Origin of the sequence: Lysobacter soli, assembly GCF_009755585.1 — a bacterium.
GTDB lineage: Bacteria > Pseudomonadota > Gammaproteobacteria > Xanthomonadales > Xanthomonadaceae > Lysobacter_J > Lysobacter_J soli.
In genome coordinates this window covers 681,518-697,366 of the sequence record NZ_CP046603.1, presented here as the reverse complement: position 1 = coordinate 697,366, position 15,849 = coordinate 681,518, and the positions used below count along the sequence as shown (strand labels likewise).

20 protein-coding genes and 1 tRNA gene are annotated in these 15,849 nt (G+C 66.7%); 3 read left to right on the top strand and 18 right to left on the bottom strand.

Annotated elements, in window-relative coordinates:
- Positions 1-10 precede the first annotated feature (10 nt).
- The 11 genes from GOY17_RS03140 to birA form a co-directional block, all read right to left on the bottom strand.
- Positions 11-322 (bottom strand): hypothetical protein, encoded by a 312-nt coding sequence (locus GOY17_RS03140; RefSeq protein WP_115841282.1) that lies wholly within the window; start codon positions 320-322, stop codon positions 11-13.
- A complete protein-coding gene (locus GOY17_RS03135; protein WP_157029294.1) occupies positions 319-1,635 on the bottom strand; it encodes a tryptophan--tRNA ligase in 1,317 nt (438 codons plus the stop codon). Before GOY17_RS03135 ends, GOY17_RS03140 begins: the two co-directional genes overlap by 4 nt.
- A 222-nt stretch (positions 1,636-1,857) precedes the next feature.
- A complete protein-coding gene (locus GOY17_RS03130) occupies positions 1,858-2,058 on the bottom strand; it encodes a CsbD family protein (RefSeq protein ID WP_115841280.1) in 201 nt (66 codons plus the stop codon).
- Positions 2,059-2,267: 209 nt separating this feature from the next.
- Positions 2,268-2,420 carry an entericidin A/B family lipoprotein gene (locus tag GOY17_RS03125; RefSeq protein ID WP_157029293.1) on the bottom strand — a complete coding sequence of 51 codons (153 nt, stop codon included), beginning with the start codon at positions 2,418-2,420 and terminating at the stop codon, positions 2,268-2,270.
- Between the two features lie 192 nt (positions 2,421-2,612).
- Positions 2,613-2,744, bottom strand: a complete 132-nt coding sequence (locus GOY17_RS03120; protein ID WP_115841278.1) for an entericidin A/B family lipoprotein — start codon at positions 2,742-2,744, stop codon at positions 2,613-2,615.
- A 183-nt stretch (positions 2,745-2,927) separates the two neighbouring features.
- Positions 2,928-3,062, bottom strand: coding sequence for an entericidin A/B family lipoprotein (locus GOY17_RS03115; protein ID WP_115841277.1), 135 nt, complete (start codon positions 3,060-3,062; stop codon positions 2,928-2,930).
- A gap of 103 nt (positions 3,063-3,165) precedes the next feature.
- Positions 3,166-4,089 (bottom strand): arginase, encoded by a 924-nt coding sequence (rocF, locus tag GOY17_RS03110; protein ID WP_157029292.1) that lies wholly within the window; start codon positions 4,087-4,089, stop codon positions 3,166-3,168.
- A 17-nt stretch (positions 4,090-4,106) separates the two neighbouring features.
- Positions 4,107-4,182 (bottom strand) — tRNA-Thr (locus tag GOY17_RS03105).
- A gap of 49 nt (positions 4,183-4,231) precedes the next feature.
- Positions 4,232-4,963, bottom strand: a complete 732-nt coding sequence (locus GOY17_RS03100; RefSeq protein WP_157029291.1) for an SPOR domain-containing protein — start codon at positions 4,961-4,963, stop codon at positions 4,232-4,234.
- Between the two features lie 9 nt (positions 4,964-4,972).
- Positions 4,973-5,713: a type III pantothenate kinase gene (locus tag GOY17_RS03095; protein WP_157029290.1), complete on the bottom strand. Its 741-nt coding sequence runs from the start codon at positions 5,711-5,713 to the stop codon at positions 4,973-4,975.
- Entirely contained in the window at positions 5,710-6,699 is a 990-nt protein-coding gene (birA, locus tag GOY17_RS03090) for a bifunctional biotin--[acetyl-CoA-carboxylase] ligase/biotin operon repressor BirA (protein ID WP_157029289.1), read from the bottom strand. Before birA ends, GOY17_RS03095 begins: the two co-directional genes overlap by 4 nt.
- Before the next feature lie 414 nt (positions 6,700-7,113).
- Here birA and GOY17_RS03085 point away from each other — a divergent pair, with 414 nt between their 5' ends.
- Both GOY17_RS03085 and GOY17_RS03080 read left to right on the top strand, forming a co-directional pair.
- A complete protein-coding gene (locus GOY17_RS03085) occupies positions 7,114-7,380 on the top strand; it encodes a hypothetical protein (RefSeq protein WP_157029288.1) in 267 nt (88 codons plus the stop codon).
- 21 nt (positions 7,381-7,401) lie between these two features.
- Entirely contained in the window at positions 7,402-8,151 is a 750-nt protein-coding gene (locus tag GOY17_RS03080; protein WP_425482284.1) for a M90 family metallopeptidase, read from the top strand.
- A 12-nt stretch (positions 8,152-8,163) separates the two neighbouring features.
- On the opposite strand, the gene GOY17_RS03075 is transcribed toward GOY17_RS03080, so the two are convergent.
- The 5 genes from GOY17_RS03075 to dusA form a co-directional block, all read right to left on the bottom strand.
- Positions 8,164-9,585, bottom strand: coding sequence for an ATP-binding protein (locus GOY17_RS03075; protein WP_115841271.1), 1,422 nt, complete (start codon positions 9,583-9,585; stop codon positions 8,164-8,166).
- A gap of 120 nt (positions 9,586-9,705) precedes the next feature.
- Positions 9,706-10,389 carry a response regulator transcription factor gene (locus tag GOY17_RS03070; RefSeq protein ID WP_115841270.1) on the bottom strand — a complete coding sequence of 228 codons (684 nt, stop codon included), beginning with the start codon at positions 10,387-10,389 and terminating at the stop codon, positions 9,706-9,708.
- Positions 10,390-10,453: 64 nt separating this feature from the next.
- On the bottom strand, positions 10,454-10,909 hold the full coding sequence (locus GOY17_RS19125; RefSeq protein WP_425482283.1) for a PepSY domain-containing protein: 456 nt from the start codon (positions 10,907-10,909) through the stop codon (positions 10,454-10,456).
- Positions 10,910-10,952: 43 nt separating this feature from the next.
- Positions 10,953-11,864, bottom strand: coding sequence for an arginine deiminase-related protein (locus tag GOY17_RS03060; RefSeq protein WP_157029287.1), 912 nt, complete (start codon positions 11,862-11,864; stop codon positions 10,953-10,955).
- Positions 11,861-12,889 (bottom strand): tRNA dihydrouridine(20/20a) synthase DusA, encoded by a 1,029-nt coding sequence (dusA, locus tag GOY17_RS03055; RefSeq protein WP_157029286.1) that lies wholly within the window; start codon positions 12,887-12,889, stop codon positions 11,861-11,863. Before dusA ends, GOY17_RS03060 begins: the two co-directional genes overlap by 4 nt.
- 98 nt (positions 12,890-12,987) lie before the next feature.
- On the opposite strand from dusA, the gene GOY17_RS03050 reads away from it, so the two are divergent.
- Positions 12,988-13,332 (top strand): hypothetical protein, encoded by a 345-nt coding sequence (locus GOY17_RS03050; RefSeq protein WP_157029285.1) that lies wholly within the window; start codon positions 12,988-12,990, stop codon positions 13,330-13,332.
- A gap of 750 nt (positions 13,333-14,082) precedes the next feature.
- Here the strand turns inward: GOY17_RS03050 and GOY17_RS03045 are convergent.
- Both GOY17_RS03045 and GOY17_RS03040 read right to left on the bottom strand, forming a co-directional pair.
- A complete protein-coding gene (locus GOY17_RS03045) occupies positions 14,083-14,475 on the bottom strand; it encodes a hypothetical protein (RefSeq protein ID WP_157029284.1) in 393 nt (130 codons plus the stop codon).
- Between the two features lie 25 nt (positions 14,476-14,500).
- Positions 14,501-15,193, bottom strand: coding sequence for an SOUL family heme-binding protein (locus GOY17_RS03040; RefSeq protein WP_198173802.1), 693 nt, complete (start codon positions 15,191-15,193; stop codon positions 14,501-14,503).
- Positions 15,194-15,849 lie beyond the last annotated feature (656 nt).

Sequence of the window (15,849 nt, the reverse complement as noted above, 5' to 3'; positions counted from 1 at the left end):
GCCGCTTAGCTCAGCGCGTGCGACGCAGCCAGCGACGGCGCACGAAGAACGCCACCGTCAGCACCGCCAGGAAGACGCCGTATCCGACGGCGGTCGCGAGGATCTGCTGCCACATCTTCCCGTACACCGGATCGGCATTCGCATGCGACCAGTACAGGCTCAGCAGGAATGCGGTGAACGCCAGCAGCAGCGCGACGCCGTCGAAGAGCTTGCGATGCGCCGTCCGCGGCTGCCGCGGGAACATCCAGTACAGCGTTCCGAGGATGGCGAACCACGGCAGGAACAGGATCAGCGCGAGGTTGAGCTCGACGAACGGATTCATGCCTTCTGCGCGCTCTTTTCCTGCTCGGCCTCGACCACGGCGGCGAGCGCTTCGCGCACGTCGTCCTGCGTGACGCCGTCGGCGGATGTCGTCGCTTCGAACAGCGCATCCACGCCGCTCGCACCGGACTTGAGGCCCGCAATCAGCGTGCCCGCATCGCGCGCGGAATCGAAGGCGCGGCTCTGCGCCAGCAGGCGATCGCCATCGACGAACTTGAAGTAAAAACGGCCGTCGGCTTCGCGGTACTGCTTGAACGCCGGCGCCGTGGCCTTCGTGATCTTTGCCTTTCCATCGACCTGCGCCTGCGAGAGGTCGCGAAGGCCGACCGCGCTGCGCAGCGTGTCCAGCGTGGGCCGCGCGTAACGCGCACGCAGGCGCTGTGCGCCGTCGCGAAGGATGGTTTCGATGTGGGCCGGCTGCGCGATCAGCGCGTCGTACTTCTCGCGCAGCGGCGAGATCTCGCGATCGATGCGCTCGAACAACGCCTGTTTCGCCTCGCCCCACGCGATGCCGTCGGCGAACGCACGGCGCATCGCGGCGGTCTCCTCGTTCGACGCGAACGCCTGGTACAGCTGGAAGACGTTGGAGTTGTCCGCGTCCTTCGGCTCGCCCGGCGCACGCGAATCGGTGACGATCGAATAGATCAGCTTCTTCAGCGTCTCGCGCGGCGCGAAGAGCGGGATCGTGTTGTCGTAGCTCTTGCTCATCTTGCGGCCGTCGAGGCCGGGCAGCGTCGCCACGTTCTCGTCGATCACCGCCTCGGGCATCACGAAGTGGTCGCCGTAGAGGTGGTTGAAACGCTGGCCGAAATCGCGCGCCATCTCGATGTGCTGGATCTGGTCGCGGCCGACCGGCACCTGGTTGGCGTTGAACAGCAGGATGTCTGCCGCCATCAGCACCGGGTACATGAAAAGACCGGCGCTGACGCCGGCGTCATCGTCCTCGCCCGCCTCGCGGTTCTTGTCCACCGCAGCCTTGTAGGCGTGCGCGCGATTGAGCAGGCCCTTGCCGGCGACGCAGGTCAGGAACCACGTCAGCTCCTGGACCTCCGGCACGTCGCTCTGACGGTAGAACCACACCTTGTCCGGCTCCAGCCCGCAGGCGAGCCAGGTCGCGGCGATTTCCAGCGTCGAACGCTGCACGCGCGCCGGATCCTGCACCTTGATCAGGGCGTGGTAGTCGGCCAGGAAGTAGAAGCTCTCCACATCGGGCGCGCGGCTGGCGGCGACGGCGGGGCGGATCGCACCGACGTAGTTGCCCAGGTGCGGGGTGCCCGAAGTGGTGATGCCGGTGAGGACGCGCGTGGGGCTCATGGAACGCTGACTGCGGGAAACGGCTTGACAGTGTACCTGCCGGGCGGGCCGGCCCGTGCCTCGCGCGACGCCCGGAGGCCCGCTGCCGCGCACGGTCCGTCGCCCGGTCAGGCAAGAGAAAGGCGGCCGCTCTCGCGACCGCCTTTCCAATATCTCTTTTCGGTTGCGCGCGCCGGTGGCGTTGGTCGCCCCGGTGCCGGCGCGCGCGCCGCGTTCACTGCATCAGTTCAGCGACTTCTCGAAGTCGCGGACTTCCTGCTGGGCGCGATCGCGTTCCCAGCCATAGCGCTCCTGCAGCTTGCCGGCGAGGTATTCGGCGTTGCCTTCGGCGACGTCGAAGTCGTCGTCGGTGAGATCGCCCCAGCGCGCCTGCGCCTTGCCCTTCAGCTGGGTCCACTTGCCGGCGATGATGTCTTTGTTCATCCGTTGCATTCCTCTTGTCGTGGGAGGCGGGTGCGTCATCGCACCGCACGCACAGGATCGCAGCGAGCTCATTCGCAGGAAGTCGTCGTTGCGTTAGAGAGGGTTTGATATCGGTGAACGCGCGCAAACCGCGACGTCCAAACGCTCAAAAACAAGGGGCCGGATCGCTCCGGCCCCTCGCCCACCACCCTCGATCGAACGCGTACGGATCAGCACTTGCCGTCGCTGCAATCCTTCGCCTTGTCCTCGACCTTCTCGCCCGCGCTCTGGACGTCCTTGCCGGCGCCGGCGACGGTGTTGCAGGCGCTCAGGAAGCTCATCGAGAACATCGCCAGCAGCAGCAGAGCCATCAAACGCTTCATGAAAGTCTCCTCGAATCGTGAACCAGGCACGTGGTTCCGTGCGGTGAATCCATCTGACGCGCGCGACCGTGAAAGCGAAGTGGATTCCGTTGCGTGCATTCAGCGCTCGGCCAGACTGACGGCTTCGCGATTCGCAAAAAGAAAGGCCGGGCGAATGCCCGGCCTTCCCTGCGTTCGGCGCGAGCGCGGCGATTACTTCGCCGCGTCTTCGACCTTCTCGCCCGCCTTCTGCACATCCTTGCCGGCACCGGCAACGGTGTTGCACGCGGTCAGCGTGCCGACGGAGAACAGGGCGAGCAGCAAAAGGGCCATCAGACGCTTCATGGGATTCACCTCGATTCGTTGGGACTGCATGGTCACGCTTGGAGCGTGCGCGTGCATCTGACGCGAGGTGCCGTGAAAGCGGGGTGGATGCCACCCCAACGGGCGATGACCGCCCTGAAAAACAAAGGCCGGCGGGTGCCGGCCTTGGTCGCGATCGCGATGTCGGGCGCTGCGATGCGCCGATCAGTTGCTCGCCTTCTGGTCGATCTTCTGGCCAAGCTTTTCGACATCCTTGCCCAGGCCTTCCATGGTGTTGCAGCCGTTGAGCAGGACGAGCGACAGGGCGACGAGCAGCAGCGTGGCGATGGAGCGCTTCATGGTCTCTCCGGGAGACGTGATCGATTGGGGCCGAAGGATCGCATGCCCGCGCGGGCGCCGCACCTGCCGGCCGGGCCGGTCCTGCGGCGGGCGTGCCGACGGTTCAGTCGCGCATCAGCGTGGACTTGCCGAACAGGCTTTCCACCAGGTCCACCGCCAGCCGCGCGGTGCGGTTGCGCTTGTCGATGATCGGGTTGAGCTCGACGATGTCCAGCGAGGCCATGCGGCCGGTGTCGGCGATCATCTCCATCACCAGCTGCGCCTCGCGGTAGTTCGGCCCGCCCGGCACCGTGGTGCCTACGCCCGGCGCGATGCTGGGGTCGAGGAAATCCACGTCGAAACTGACATGCAGGTGCGTGTTGTCGTCCACGCCTTCCAGCGCTTCCTCCATCACGCGCTTCATGCCGATCTCGTCGATGTAGCGCATGTCGTACACGTCCAGGCCGTACTCCTGCACGAGGCGCTTTTCGCCCTCGTCGACCGAACGGATGCCGATCTGGCGGATTTCGTCCGGCCGCACCGCCGGGGCTTCGCCGCCGAGTTTGGTCAACGCATCCGGACCCAGCCCGCACAGGCAGGCCACGGGCATGCCATGCACGTTGCCCGACGGCGTGACCTGGTGCGTATTGAAGTCGGCATGCGCGTCCAGCCACAGCACGCGCAGCTGCTTGCCGGTCGTGCGGCAATGGCGCGCGACGGCGGTGATCGATCCCAGCCCCAGGCAGTGATCGCCGCCGAGCAGGATCGGCATACGGCCTTCGTCGAGCTCCGCGCCGACGGCGTCCATCACCGCGCGGTTCCACGCGACCACTTCGGGCAGGTGGCGGTAGCCTTCGACGGGCTTCTGCCAGGGATTGCGCGGACCGTCGAGGTTGCCGCGATCGATCACGTCCACGCCGCGCTTGATGAGCGCCTCGCCCAGGCCCGCGATGCGCAGCGCTTCGGGGCCCATGCGCGAGCCGCGGTGGCCTGCGCCAACGTCCGTCGGCGCGCCGATCAGCGAAACGGGAGGATAGGTGCGACTCATCGAACGGCGTCCTCGTCTGGTGCCGGCAGTCAGAATCGAACTGACGACCTACCGCTTACAAGGCGGTTGCTCTACCAACTGAGCTATGCCGGCGAAGAAGGGCATTCTAGCCTGCGCGGCCGCGCAGGTTGGTGTCGATGCGTCAGCGGATGCGCGCGCAGTCGAGTTCGCGGGCCGGCACCTGCACCGCGGCTTCGGCGCGCGCGGGGTCGAACTCGGGTTTGGCGATCAGGTCCAGCCACACCGTCGACGGCCCGCCCTCGCCCAGCGGCTCGGCACGCACGGCGAAACCGGCGGCGGTGAGGCTGTCGGCGCGACGGCGCGCGGAATCCTCGTTGCGGTAGCGACCCAGTGCGATGGAATTCGCCTCGCCCCCCTGGCGGACGATGAAGTAATCGTTGAAACCGGCGGCGGTGATGCGCTGCGCGGCGGCCTGCGCCTCGGGCAGGCTGGCCATCGGCGGCAGGTACACGCGCCAGCCGCGTGCGCTGCTGCCGCTGCGTTGCTCGCGCGGCACGACGCGGGACGCGACCGCCATCAGCACCTCGCGCGCGTTCGCGGCGGCGGCGCTATTGGCGAAGGGACCGATGCTGTAGCAGCGCGCGTTCGGTGCAGCGCTGGTCGGAACCGCGCTGGCGACCGGGGTCGAAGGCGCGGCAGGTGCGATCGCTGGCGCGGCCGGAGCGGTCGTGGGCGCCACGGTGGGCGCGGGTGCGCTCGCGGCCTTCTTCGTTTCGCTCACCAGTTGCAGCCGCGCGACGTCGGCAGGCGGCACGAAGTCGGGCGCGGCCGCCGGCGGCGCGCGCAGCGTCCACCACGCGGCGACACCGAGATTGAGCACCAGCAGCAGGACGACCAGGGCGCGAGCGAGCATGGGGCGATTCTAAGCGGCCGTTTCGACGCAGGCCCAGCGGGCCAGGCCTTCCAGCACCAGCGTTGCGACCTCGGTCGCGTTCGGCAGGTGTCGGGCCAGCGCCTCCGACCCACCGCCGTGCAACAGGACCGTCGGCGCGGCCCCGAGGCGGGCCGTCGCGGCCGCCAGGCTCTGCTCGATCAGCGCGACGCCCGCGCCTTCGCAACCGGACGCAAGCGCGTCTTCGGTATCGGACGCGAAGTCCTCGTACACGCCGCCCACCTCCGGCAACTGCGGCGCGCGTGCATGCAGCGCTTCGCGCATCAGCGTGGGCGACGGCGCGATGCGACCGCCGAGATGGAGGCCGTCCGCGTCAACCAGGTCGATCGTCAGCGCCGTGCCGACGCCGCACACCAGCGCCGGCCCGCGTGCGCGCGTGCGGGTGCCAAGCAGCGCGAGGAAGCGGTCGACGCCGAGCTTTCGCGGATCGGCATAGGCGATGCGCAGTTCGTCGAAACGCAGCTGCGTGCGTGCAATGGAGATCCTGCCGCAACGCGACGCCAGCGCATCGAGCACCGCTACGCGCAACGTCGGTTGCGCGACGCTCGCGAGGTAGGCGACGTCGATGCGCGCGGGCAGGTGCTGCGCCATCGCGGCAGCGACATCCTCTTCGCGATGCGGCAGCGCGATCGCGTCGCCGATGGAACCGTCCGCACGCAGCGGCGTGCATTTCAGGCGCGTGTTGCCAAGGTCGAACAACCACGCGCTCATGCCGATGCCCCGCTGCGGACGCTGACTTCGCCGGAATGGAAACTGCGTTCTTCGCCGTCGTCCAGACGCACGCGCAGCGCGCCATCGTCGGCGAGGCCGAGCGCGGCGCCGCGCAGTTCGCCGGTCGTGGTGTGCAAGGTGACCGGACGTTCGGCCAATGCATCGAGCGCGGCGTAGCGCTCGCGGAACGGCGCAAGGCCGTCCGCATCGAATTCTTCCAAGGCCGGCAGCAACCTCGCGAGCACGGCCGCGGCGACCCGATTGCGGTCCGGCGATGCGTCGGACAATCCCGCCAGGTCGCTCCACGGCTGGTCGATGCCGGCGGCGACAGCGGCCGGCATGCGCACGTTGATGCCCATGCCGATCACCGCGCGCACGGGCCCGGCGTGTTCGCCGCCGCCCTCGACGAGGATGCCGCCCAGCTTGCGCAGCGTGCCGTCCGCGGCGGGCACGACGAGGTCGTTCGGCCACTTCAGTTGCACGGCGAATCCCTCGGAACGCAGCGCCTCCGCCGCAGCGACCCCGGCGACCAGACTCAGCCCGCCCAGCCTCGCGAGCCCCCCGCCGAACTGGCGCGATACCGACAGGTACAGGTGCGCGGCAAGCGGCGACGCCCACTGGCGCCCACGACGGCCGCGGCCGCCGGTCTGGCGCTCGGCCAGCAGCACCTGCGCACCACGCTCGGGCGAGGGCCGGCGGAGCAGTTCGGTATTGGTCGAATCGATGGACCACGCGGTATCGAGCGACGCCAGCGATCCCTGCACTGCCGGGGGCAACCCGGCGCGGATCGCTTCGGCGTCGAGCAGGTCCATGGGGGTCGCAAGCGCGTATCCGCGCCCGGCCCGCGCTTCGATCGGCACGCCTGCCTCGCGCAGGGCCTCGATGCGCTTCCACACGGCGGCGCGGGTCTGCCCGGCTTCGCGCGCCAGGGCGTCGCCCGACACCGGGCCGGCGATCAGCCGCTGGAGCAGGTGACGGTCGTCCATCAGCGGGCCGACCGGATCGCGGTCGGGCCGGCGCAGGAATGGGCGGCGAAGTCGGGGCGGGCGGGCATCATGGGCGGGAATTATGCGGGAGCGGGTCACGGCCGACGAACGGCGTTATGGCATGCCGAAGGCGGGCGGAATGCCGTTCCGGGGACACCACGGGCGGCGATTCGGCGGGACGATGGCCGGGCGCGATGAAGCGTTGCAACGCTTTGCGCCACGGGCGCATCGATAGGAGATGATGGCGTCGGAAAGGCGTCGTCCGGATCGACGACACCGCCGGCACCGGCGGCACCCGCCTGAACACGGAGAGTTGTTGCCATGCACCATCCGCCCGCCCGGTCGACGCCCTTTTTTCGCGCTATAGTCCAGCATTACCCGGGGTCTACCCCGGGTCCGTCCGAGGATTCCGCCATGCTCCGGATCTGCCTGTGCCTGCTGATCGTGGTCGCCAGCTCGACCGTGGCTGCGCGCGAGATCAAGCTCAGCTCCGCGAACAGCGGCAGCTGCCCGGAAGCGTCCTCGATCGCACGCGACAACGCACGTGCGACCCCGCGCGCGACCGCCCCCGTCCGTGACGTCAAGCCTGCCCGCCCGAGCGTCCACAGCGATGCCGCCGGCAGCGCCGGCCGCATGCAGTCGCCGCGCTGGCACAGCTTCCTGCCGGGCATGTTCCGCTGATCCGTTCGCGGGCGTCGTGATTTGCTGAGCTTCTTCCGGCGCCTGCGGCTTTCGCCCGCGCCCATTCCCGACGAGTTGTGGCACGCCGCGCAAGTGCGCGTGCCGTGGCTGCGCGCGCTCGATACGTCCCGCGACGCACGCCTGCGCGAACTCGCCGTTCGCTTCCTGCACGAGAAGACGATCACGCCCATCGGCGAACTCGCGCTGGACGACGAACAGCGCGTCAGCCTCGCCGCGTTGTGCTGCCTGCCGCTGCTGGAATTCGGCGCCGAAGGCCTGCGCGGCTGGTCGCAGCTGATCGTCTATCCCGACGCGTTCCGCGTGAACCGCACGCACGTCGATGCGGCCGGCGTGCTGCACGAGTGGGAAGACGAACTGATCGGCGAAGCGTGGGAAACGGGGCCGATGATCCTCTCGTGGGCCGACATCGCCGCCGACTGCGAGGATCCCAATGCCGGTTTCTGCGTGGCCGCGCACGAGATGGCGCACAAGATCGACGCGCTCGACGGCGCGCTCGACGGAACGCCTCCCCTGCCCCGCCCGTGGCAGAAGGAGTGGGCGCGCGATTTCCAGACGGCGTACGACAAGCTTGCGAAGCAGGTGGATCGCGGCCGCGACACGGCCATCGACGGCTACGCCGCCGAAGCGCCCGAGGAATTCTTCGCCGTCGTCACCGAGTACCACTTCAGCGATCCGCAGACGCTGCGCGCGGAGATGCCGCAGGTCGCAGCGCATCTGGAACGTTTCTACGGACCGTCGCCGTTCGCGTGATCGCCGCGCCCGTCAAAGGCCCGGCGGAATCACGACTTCGAAGTGCGCACCGCCCAGTTCGCTCGAACGGCTGACGTCCAGCGTGCCGCGATAGCTGCGCACCACATCCTGCACGGTCGCGAGGCCAATGCCGTGGCCCTGCACGCGCTCGTCGCCACGCACGCCACGCTGCAGCACGAGGTCGATCTTGTCTTCCGGCACGCCGGGGCCGTCGTCGTCGACCGCCATCAGCAGGCCGGGCCGCCGGTTCGGTGCGAGCTCGCCTTCCTTCACCGTCAGCAGCACGCGCGAGCGCGCCCACTTGAAGGCGTTCTCGATGAGGTTTCCGAGCACTTCCTGCAGGTCACCGGGCTCGCCGTAGAAACGCGCGCCGGCGTCGATGTCGAATTCGCAGATCACGCCCTTCGACGCGTAGATCTTCTCCAGGCTGCGCACGATCTGGTCGGCATACGGCTCGATTTCCAGCGGCGCGGCGAACAGCACGTGGCCCGAACGCGCGGCGCGTGCGAGCTGGTACGACACCAGGTCGCTCATGCGACGCACCTGCAGGTCGATTTCCTCGCGCAGCTCCTGCACGGGCACGTCTTCGCCGCTGCGCGCGCGCAGCACGGCCAGCGGCGTTTTCAGGCTGTGCGCCAGGTCGGCCAGCGTGTTGCGCTGGCGGTCGAGGTTTTCGCGCTCGCTTTCGATGAAGGCGTTGATGCTTTCGGTGAGCGGTTCGAGTTCGCGCGGATGGCGACCGCTCATGCGCGAGGCGAGGCCGCGCTGCACGCGCTTGAGTTCGTCGACCACGCGCTTGAGCGGGCGCAGGCTCCAGCGAAGGATCACCGCCTGCAACAGCAGCAGGATCAACCCCGCGCCACCGAGATAACGCCACAGCGCCTGGCGGAACACGCTGACCTGGCGGCTCAACGCGGTCGTGTCTTCAAGCACGTAGATCGTGTACGGGAACTCCGATCGCGCATCGTCGCTGCCGGCGCTCCAGATGAGTCCGCGGCCGTACCGGTAGGCCTCGCCCGCTTCGCCACTGATCTCGGTGATCGGCAGTGCGCGCTCGAAGGTTTCCTCGTTGGGTTCGAGCATCTTGCCGGCGGGAAGGATCGGGCCCTGCGCCGACGTCGAATCCCAGTGCCCGTTCGGCAGCACGACTTCCGCGTACAGGCCGCTGCCCGGTCGTTCGAGACGCGGATCGACCGTTTCGTACGGCGGAATGAACTCGCCGTTGCGGGCGAACTCGCCGCCCGCGACGTACGCCAGCGCGAGGCTGCGCAGGCGCTGGCGCATGTTGCTTTCGGCCGTCTCCAGGAACGCGCGGTCGAGCGCGTAGCCGGCCAGCGCGAGGAACGCCACCAGCCCCAGGCTCGCCGCCAGCAGCTGGCGCGCCTGGAGCGAACGCGGCTGGCCCCAGCTCACCTGTGGCGATCGGCGTGGCATGGGGACGGGTCGGAAGGAACGGGCGACGGCATCGCCGCCAAGGTTACCCAGCGCGCCGCGCGTTGACGATGATCCGCCGACGCCCGGCGCTGCTGGAACATCGAATCCGTGCGCTGGTGCTTAGTCTCCGCTGCGCGCGATGGCGAAGCGGTAGCCGCGACCGCGGACGGTCTCGATCGGCTTGAGCGAGCCATCCGGATCGAGCTTCTTGCGCAGGCGGCCGATGAAGACTTCCAGCACGTTGGAGTCGCGGTCGAAATCCTGCTGGTAGATGTGCTCGGTGAGATCCGCCTTCGAGACCAGCTCGCCGGCGTGCATCATCAGGTACTCGAGCACCTTGTACTCGTAGCTGGTCAGGTCGACGTTGCTGCCGTTGACGCTCACCGTCTGCGCCGCGAGGTCGAGGACGACCGGGCCGCATTCCAGCGTCGGCTTGCTCCAGCCGGCGGCGCGGCGGACCAGCGCGTTGAGGCGCGCCAGCAGCTCTTCGATATGGAACGGCTTGACGAGATAGTCGTCGGCGCCCTGCTTCAGACCCTCGACCTTGTCCTGCCAGCTGGAGCGGGCGGTGAGGATCAGCACGGGGAATTTCTTGCCTTCGTCGCGCAGGGCCTTGATCAGCTCCATGCCCGACATCTTCGGCAGGCCCAGGTCGATGATGCCCAGGTCGAACGGTACTTCGCGGCCCATGTAGAGGCCTTCTTCGCCGTCCTGGGCGGCATCCACTGCGAACCCTTCCCGCTTCAGGCGGGCGGCGAGGGTTTCGCGCAGCGGAGCTTCGTCTTCGACCAGCAGAATTCGCATGTGGACTCCAATGTCTGTCGTTCTGTCTAGGCCGCTATCGGAGGGCCTCCGAGAGCGTGGCGGGTCAGTCGTCGTCGCGGCGTGTACGGTTTTCCTGCTGCTGGCGCTCTCGCACCTGCGGGTCGTCCATGTAGATGCGGACTCGGCCGCTGGAATCGACCACCTTCACGCGGTTGACGTCGCGGCCGTCGTAAGGAACACGCTCGGCGCTGAGGACCTGCCCGCCGGTGCGGCGTTCGACCCGGCGCACCGAGTCGGACAGGGCCTGCCGGTCGTTGCCTCGGCCGTGCCCCCGGTCGCCACGCTCCGGGGGACCGCCACGATCCTGCGCCCATGCACTCCCCGCCGACGCAAGCAGCGCGGCGCACAGGAGGAGCGGAATGGAGCGGAAAGAAGACGGCATCTTCATCGAGACTGGGCACGCGAACAGGGCAATATCGCACGGCCGTGCGACAGTGTGCATTCTCGAAACGAAGCGGTGAATCCGGTCTGAACTTTTCTGATTGCGGGCGGTCGGCATTCAGACCTTGGCGCCGGTCGGCTCGATTCCAGCGCGTCCCGGCCTAGAAGATCTCGGCGATGCAGCACCGCAACGAGCCGCCGCCGGCCTCGATGGCGTCCAGTTCGACGGCCCGCACCTGGAAGCCCGCCGCCGCCAGCAGCTGCCGGTTGCGCGGGTCGAGCGCCGCATCGGCCCGGGCGCTCATCCAGACGGTGTCGGCCGACAGCGCGATGGCGTTGCCGGCGAAGGCGGCGTGCTCGGCCTCCGACAGCACGATGGCGTTGGGAGCGTAGAAGTCGGCAATGGCCCGGGCCACCCCGGTGTCGGCGAAGCCGCTCGGGCTGACGATCGCCGCCCGCCCCGCCAGCACGGCCAGGACGACGTTGGCGTGGTATTCGCCCGGCGCGAGGTCGAACGTCAGCGTCGCGCGCAAGCCGAACGCCTCGTGCATGAGCCGGGCGCCCTCCTCGTCGCACCGCTCCGAGAGCCCGCACAGTCCAAGGCCGCGCGCGCGGTCGATCACCATCGAGCCGGTCAGCTCGCAGGCGTGCGGCTGCGTGGAGAGGTCGATCTCGGCGTAATCCATCACGCCACCGAGGAAGTTGCGGATGTCGGCACGTGCGGCTTCCCGCTGGCGAACCGGATGGCGCATGCGCCCGACGACGTATCGTCCCGCGGCCGTGGCGAAGACGTTGTTCGGAAACACCGCATCGGGCGTGTCCGCATCGCCGGCGAAACACACCGTCGGCACCACCTGCGACATCGCCCGATGCAACGCGCGGTGCTGCGCCATCGCGCATTCGGCGTCGAAACCCGACGTCTGCGCCATGTAACGATTGTCCTGCGCCGACTGCTCGGCCAGGCTGAAGCCTTCGGGCGCGACGAGGAACGCGGCCTGCGCGGTCGCCGGGCCGAAATCGGCCCGCAGCGTGCGGGCGTGCGCGAAGAACGCGGCGGCATCGCGCGTGATCATGCGGCGTCCACGCGTTCGCCCGCGAAGGATTCGGTGATCTCGATGGCCTGTTCGACCAGCGACCAGTCCGCGCCGGGTTTGTGCGCGCCTTCGCTGAGCACCTGGCGAAACGCGCGGCCGCCACGTTCACCGGCGAACAGCCCGAGCAGGTGGCGCGTGATGTGCTTCAGGTACACGCCGCGCGCGAGCTGATCCTCGACATAGGGCCGCAGCGCACGCAGCAGTTCACCGCGCGTGCGCAGCTCGCCGCCGAACCATGCGACATCCAGCCGGTGCAGCAGATACGGATCGTGATACGCCGCGCGACCGAGCATGGCGCCATCGGTGTGCGCCAGGTGCGAGGTCGCCTCGTCCTGCGTCGCGATGCCGCCGTTAACGACGATCTGCAGCTGCGGCCGCTCGTGCTTGAGCCGGTACGCCCAGTCGTAGCGAAGCGGCGGTACTTCGCGGTTCTCCTTCGGCGAAAGTCCCTGCAGCCACGCGTTGCGCGCGTGGATCACGAACATGCCGCAGCCCGCATTGGCGACCGTATCGATGAAGGCGAGGAAGCGATCCCAGTCGTGGTCGTCATCGACACCGAGCCGGCACTTCACCGTCACCGGCACGTCGCAGTTTTCGACCATCGCCGCGACGCTGTCTGCAACGAGTTGCGGCTCGCGCATCAGGCACGCGCCGAAACGCCCGGCCTGCACGCGATCGGACGGACAACCGCAGTTGAGGTTGATCTCATCGAAGCCGTGCTCGGCGCCGATCTTCGCGGCCGCGCCCAGCAGTTCCGGCTCGCTGCCGCCCAGCTGCAGCGCGACCGGGTGCTCCACCGGATCCATCGCCAGCAACCGCGCGCGATCGCCGTGGATCACCGCGTTGGCATGCACCATTTCCGTATACAGCCGCGCATGCGGCGCCAGCAGGCGATGGAAGACACGACAGTGCGTGTCCGTCCAGTCCATCATTGGGGCGACGGAGAGCCTCAGATCACCCGAAACGTATGACTGGCGTGGCTTTGAGGCTGATTCTATTGGCATTCTGGGTCACTTCGTTTCACCGCCATTTCCGGCGATTTTCGGGAATTTAGCCCGATTCAGTGCTACGGTTCGTGCTACACCAACTGGCATGTAGCACCGTGGGAACCATCACCGCTCGCCGCCGAAGGGACGGCACAACAGGATACACCGCACAAATTCGCCTCAAGCGCGATGGCAAGCTCGTGCACACCGAGGCCGAGACGTTTGGCACCAAGGCGTTAGCCAAGGAATGGATGACCCGTCGCGAGGCCGATCTAGACACCCAGCGCGCCCGCGGCGAGCCCGTCGGCAAGAGAATGACCTTGGGGGATATGGTGGTTTGGTACGAGGGGCGCGAGCGCGAGGGCGAGCCTTGGGGCCGAACAAAGAAGGCCGACTTGGCGCGCCTCAAGCTAGGCCCTCTTAGAGACAAACGGGCCAGCACCTTCGCGAGCTGCGCATAGGTGAGCAACGGGCCGTACAGGTCGAAGAGGAGTGTTCGTGTATCCACGTGAGTTCCAGCTGGTAGCAGTAACCAGCGGTAAGAGTCGCTGCGTTAGAAGCCGCACTGAGCGCCATTCTCTCTTCGTCAGGCATTGACGCCGCGGTGCGCGCTGATGCGTTGGCCTCGTTGGAGAAGATGGCAGCAGTATTTGAGCTCGGACGCGAACCGGAGGCTAAGGCTTTCTCCTCGGGCTGGCGCATGGCGATCCAAAGCATCTTTGCTGGCGAGGATCTGTCGCGCCGGGCGCTGGTGAAGGAACGTGACCTATGACGCAGCCACAAGACCCTCAGGTGACACGGTTCCTGTTCGAAGGGGAGATGCTGACCGCGCGCCAGGTACATCAGATCGTTCCGGCTGTCGCGCTCGGCACAGTCCGAAAGCTCTTACAGCAGGGCCACAGTGATCGCTTCCAGTTGATGGACGGCATCCCGGCTCTTAGAGCCGAGGGACGTAGGAGGCGAAATGCGAGTAGCCACCTGCATAGACCCCGGGTTTAGCCGCTGAACCGAGATGTCCGATTCTGGCCGGAAGCGGGCGCGCAGGCAGGATGGGAGCGGCTCGCAATGTCGATTGCAAAGCGGACCATATGGCAGATGATCACGGGCTCGCGCCAAACGCGTAATCGCAAGCCTCACTGCTTAGGCAGAAGCCCGGCTACGTCCGGACTAATGAGGCGAACGTCGAGGCCAGTTCGCAAGTAGGCCGTTGGTTATCGCAAGACATCTAAGCCGTTGTAGCGCTGGCGCCACTCGTGCAGCGGCCTAGCACGGAGACAGCTATCAAGCGAGAATTGCTTCGCGTTCCGGATGTCCGATGCCAAGAGTGCAACTAGGTTGGCGCATTGCTGACGCAATCGTGTGTCGCTACGCGTCACCTTGTTGACCGCCCCGAGGAGTTCTTCGAGGGTCAACATATTCCCATCGGCGACCGAACTAAGCCCCTTTCGCAGGCTCATCGATACGCGGGCGAAGAGACGGCTCGCTTCATCGCGGTGGGACAGAGAAGGCAGCCCTTCGTTCTCGGCGCGCTGTAATGCCAAAGCGTCCTCAGTGATCGGACGGATGAAGCCTAGATCTCTCTTTTCATTCGTGAAGATTTGCATTTCAGTTCTCCGGAACGTACTGCGGTTAGGCTTGGTTTGCGGCTTCACTGTCGCTATTGCATGCCTCGTCGACCTTGGCCGAGACGACAATCTCCGTCTTCGAGTTCGCTACACGGACATGAACTTCATTCTTCTTGAGATAGGGAATGGCGAACGCCTGGTCATAACTTGCCCAATAAACCTGATCATCTGCTGCCCACCGTGACCCCGACAGTGTCTGCATTAGGTCGCGCTTAGCAGCGGTGCGGCTCTCCTCCGTGTCGGCACCGCGGAATCCAAGTACGGCAACCAATGTTTCCGGCGATTCATGGACTCTTACCGCCGGATCGTCCGGTAGCGGCGCCTCTCCAGCGGCCAAGTTGTTGGAGAGAAAGAATGCAACTCTCCAGCCGTGCCTCTCGCGCATGCGTAAAGCACTGGGGAACATCGTGGATTCGTCGTCGCCCTGGTACGTCGGATAGGTCATCTCCATCTTCTCTAGGGCTTCGTTGTCGCCGTAGATGTAATCCTCTAGCTTCTCGCGTGCGACACGCACTGCCGCGTCATGGCTTCCGTCCGCAGAGGTATGCACAAACAAGGCTGGCGCGTAGCGCCTGATCTCGACCGGTCCCACGACATCCTCCATACGGTAGGCAGGTCTGGCGTCGAGTCGGATGCCGAAAAACCTCGGTATTGACTTGAGCACGTCTGTGAACAACGGGGCAGTTGCACCGTTCATGATGAGCTCCGTCCAGCCGTCGCGGTGGCATCGTAGGAAACGACTCCCGTGACTCGCCGGCGATGAGTTGTGATGAAAAATAGCCCGCAGCGCCAACGAATAGCCAACCCCGACCGACATGGGGCGCTTAGCTCAGGGAAGGTAGGAGCGTGGCGTGCTGTGCGGCCCGAATGGCCAGTACGACGTTGCGCCGTAGTGTCATTCGAGAGTGCGCCAACTGATGTTACTTACTCGTGACTTAGAGAAGCGGTCGCCCTTCTCTCCGGTCAGCGCAAGGCTGCCGGCGACGCGCCGTGTTACGGCGTAGGCCGATCAATATGCAGGAATCTTCGGAAGGACTTGCGACGCAATGACGAGGATCGAAGGTTTGCAGTCATTCGGCTCGAGTATGGTTGCGTGAATGCTAGCACTGGCCACCCGTCGCGCACGGGGTCTGGTAGCTGCGGTGGCCGATCCACCCTCAACGACCCAATAGCCTGCGTGACCTGTGATGCGAGCATTTCGATGAGCGTTCTCATGATTAGTGTCCTCAGCCCCGCGATTGGCTGATCTGATTTGAGGTCACAGCCTTGGGGGCTAACACAACTGAGACGGAGCGATACATGCTCGCAACCTGCGACACTATGCGCTCATTTTGTTGAGTGAATGACGCGTCC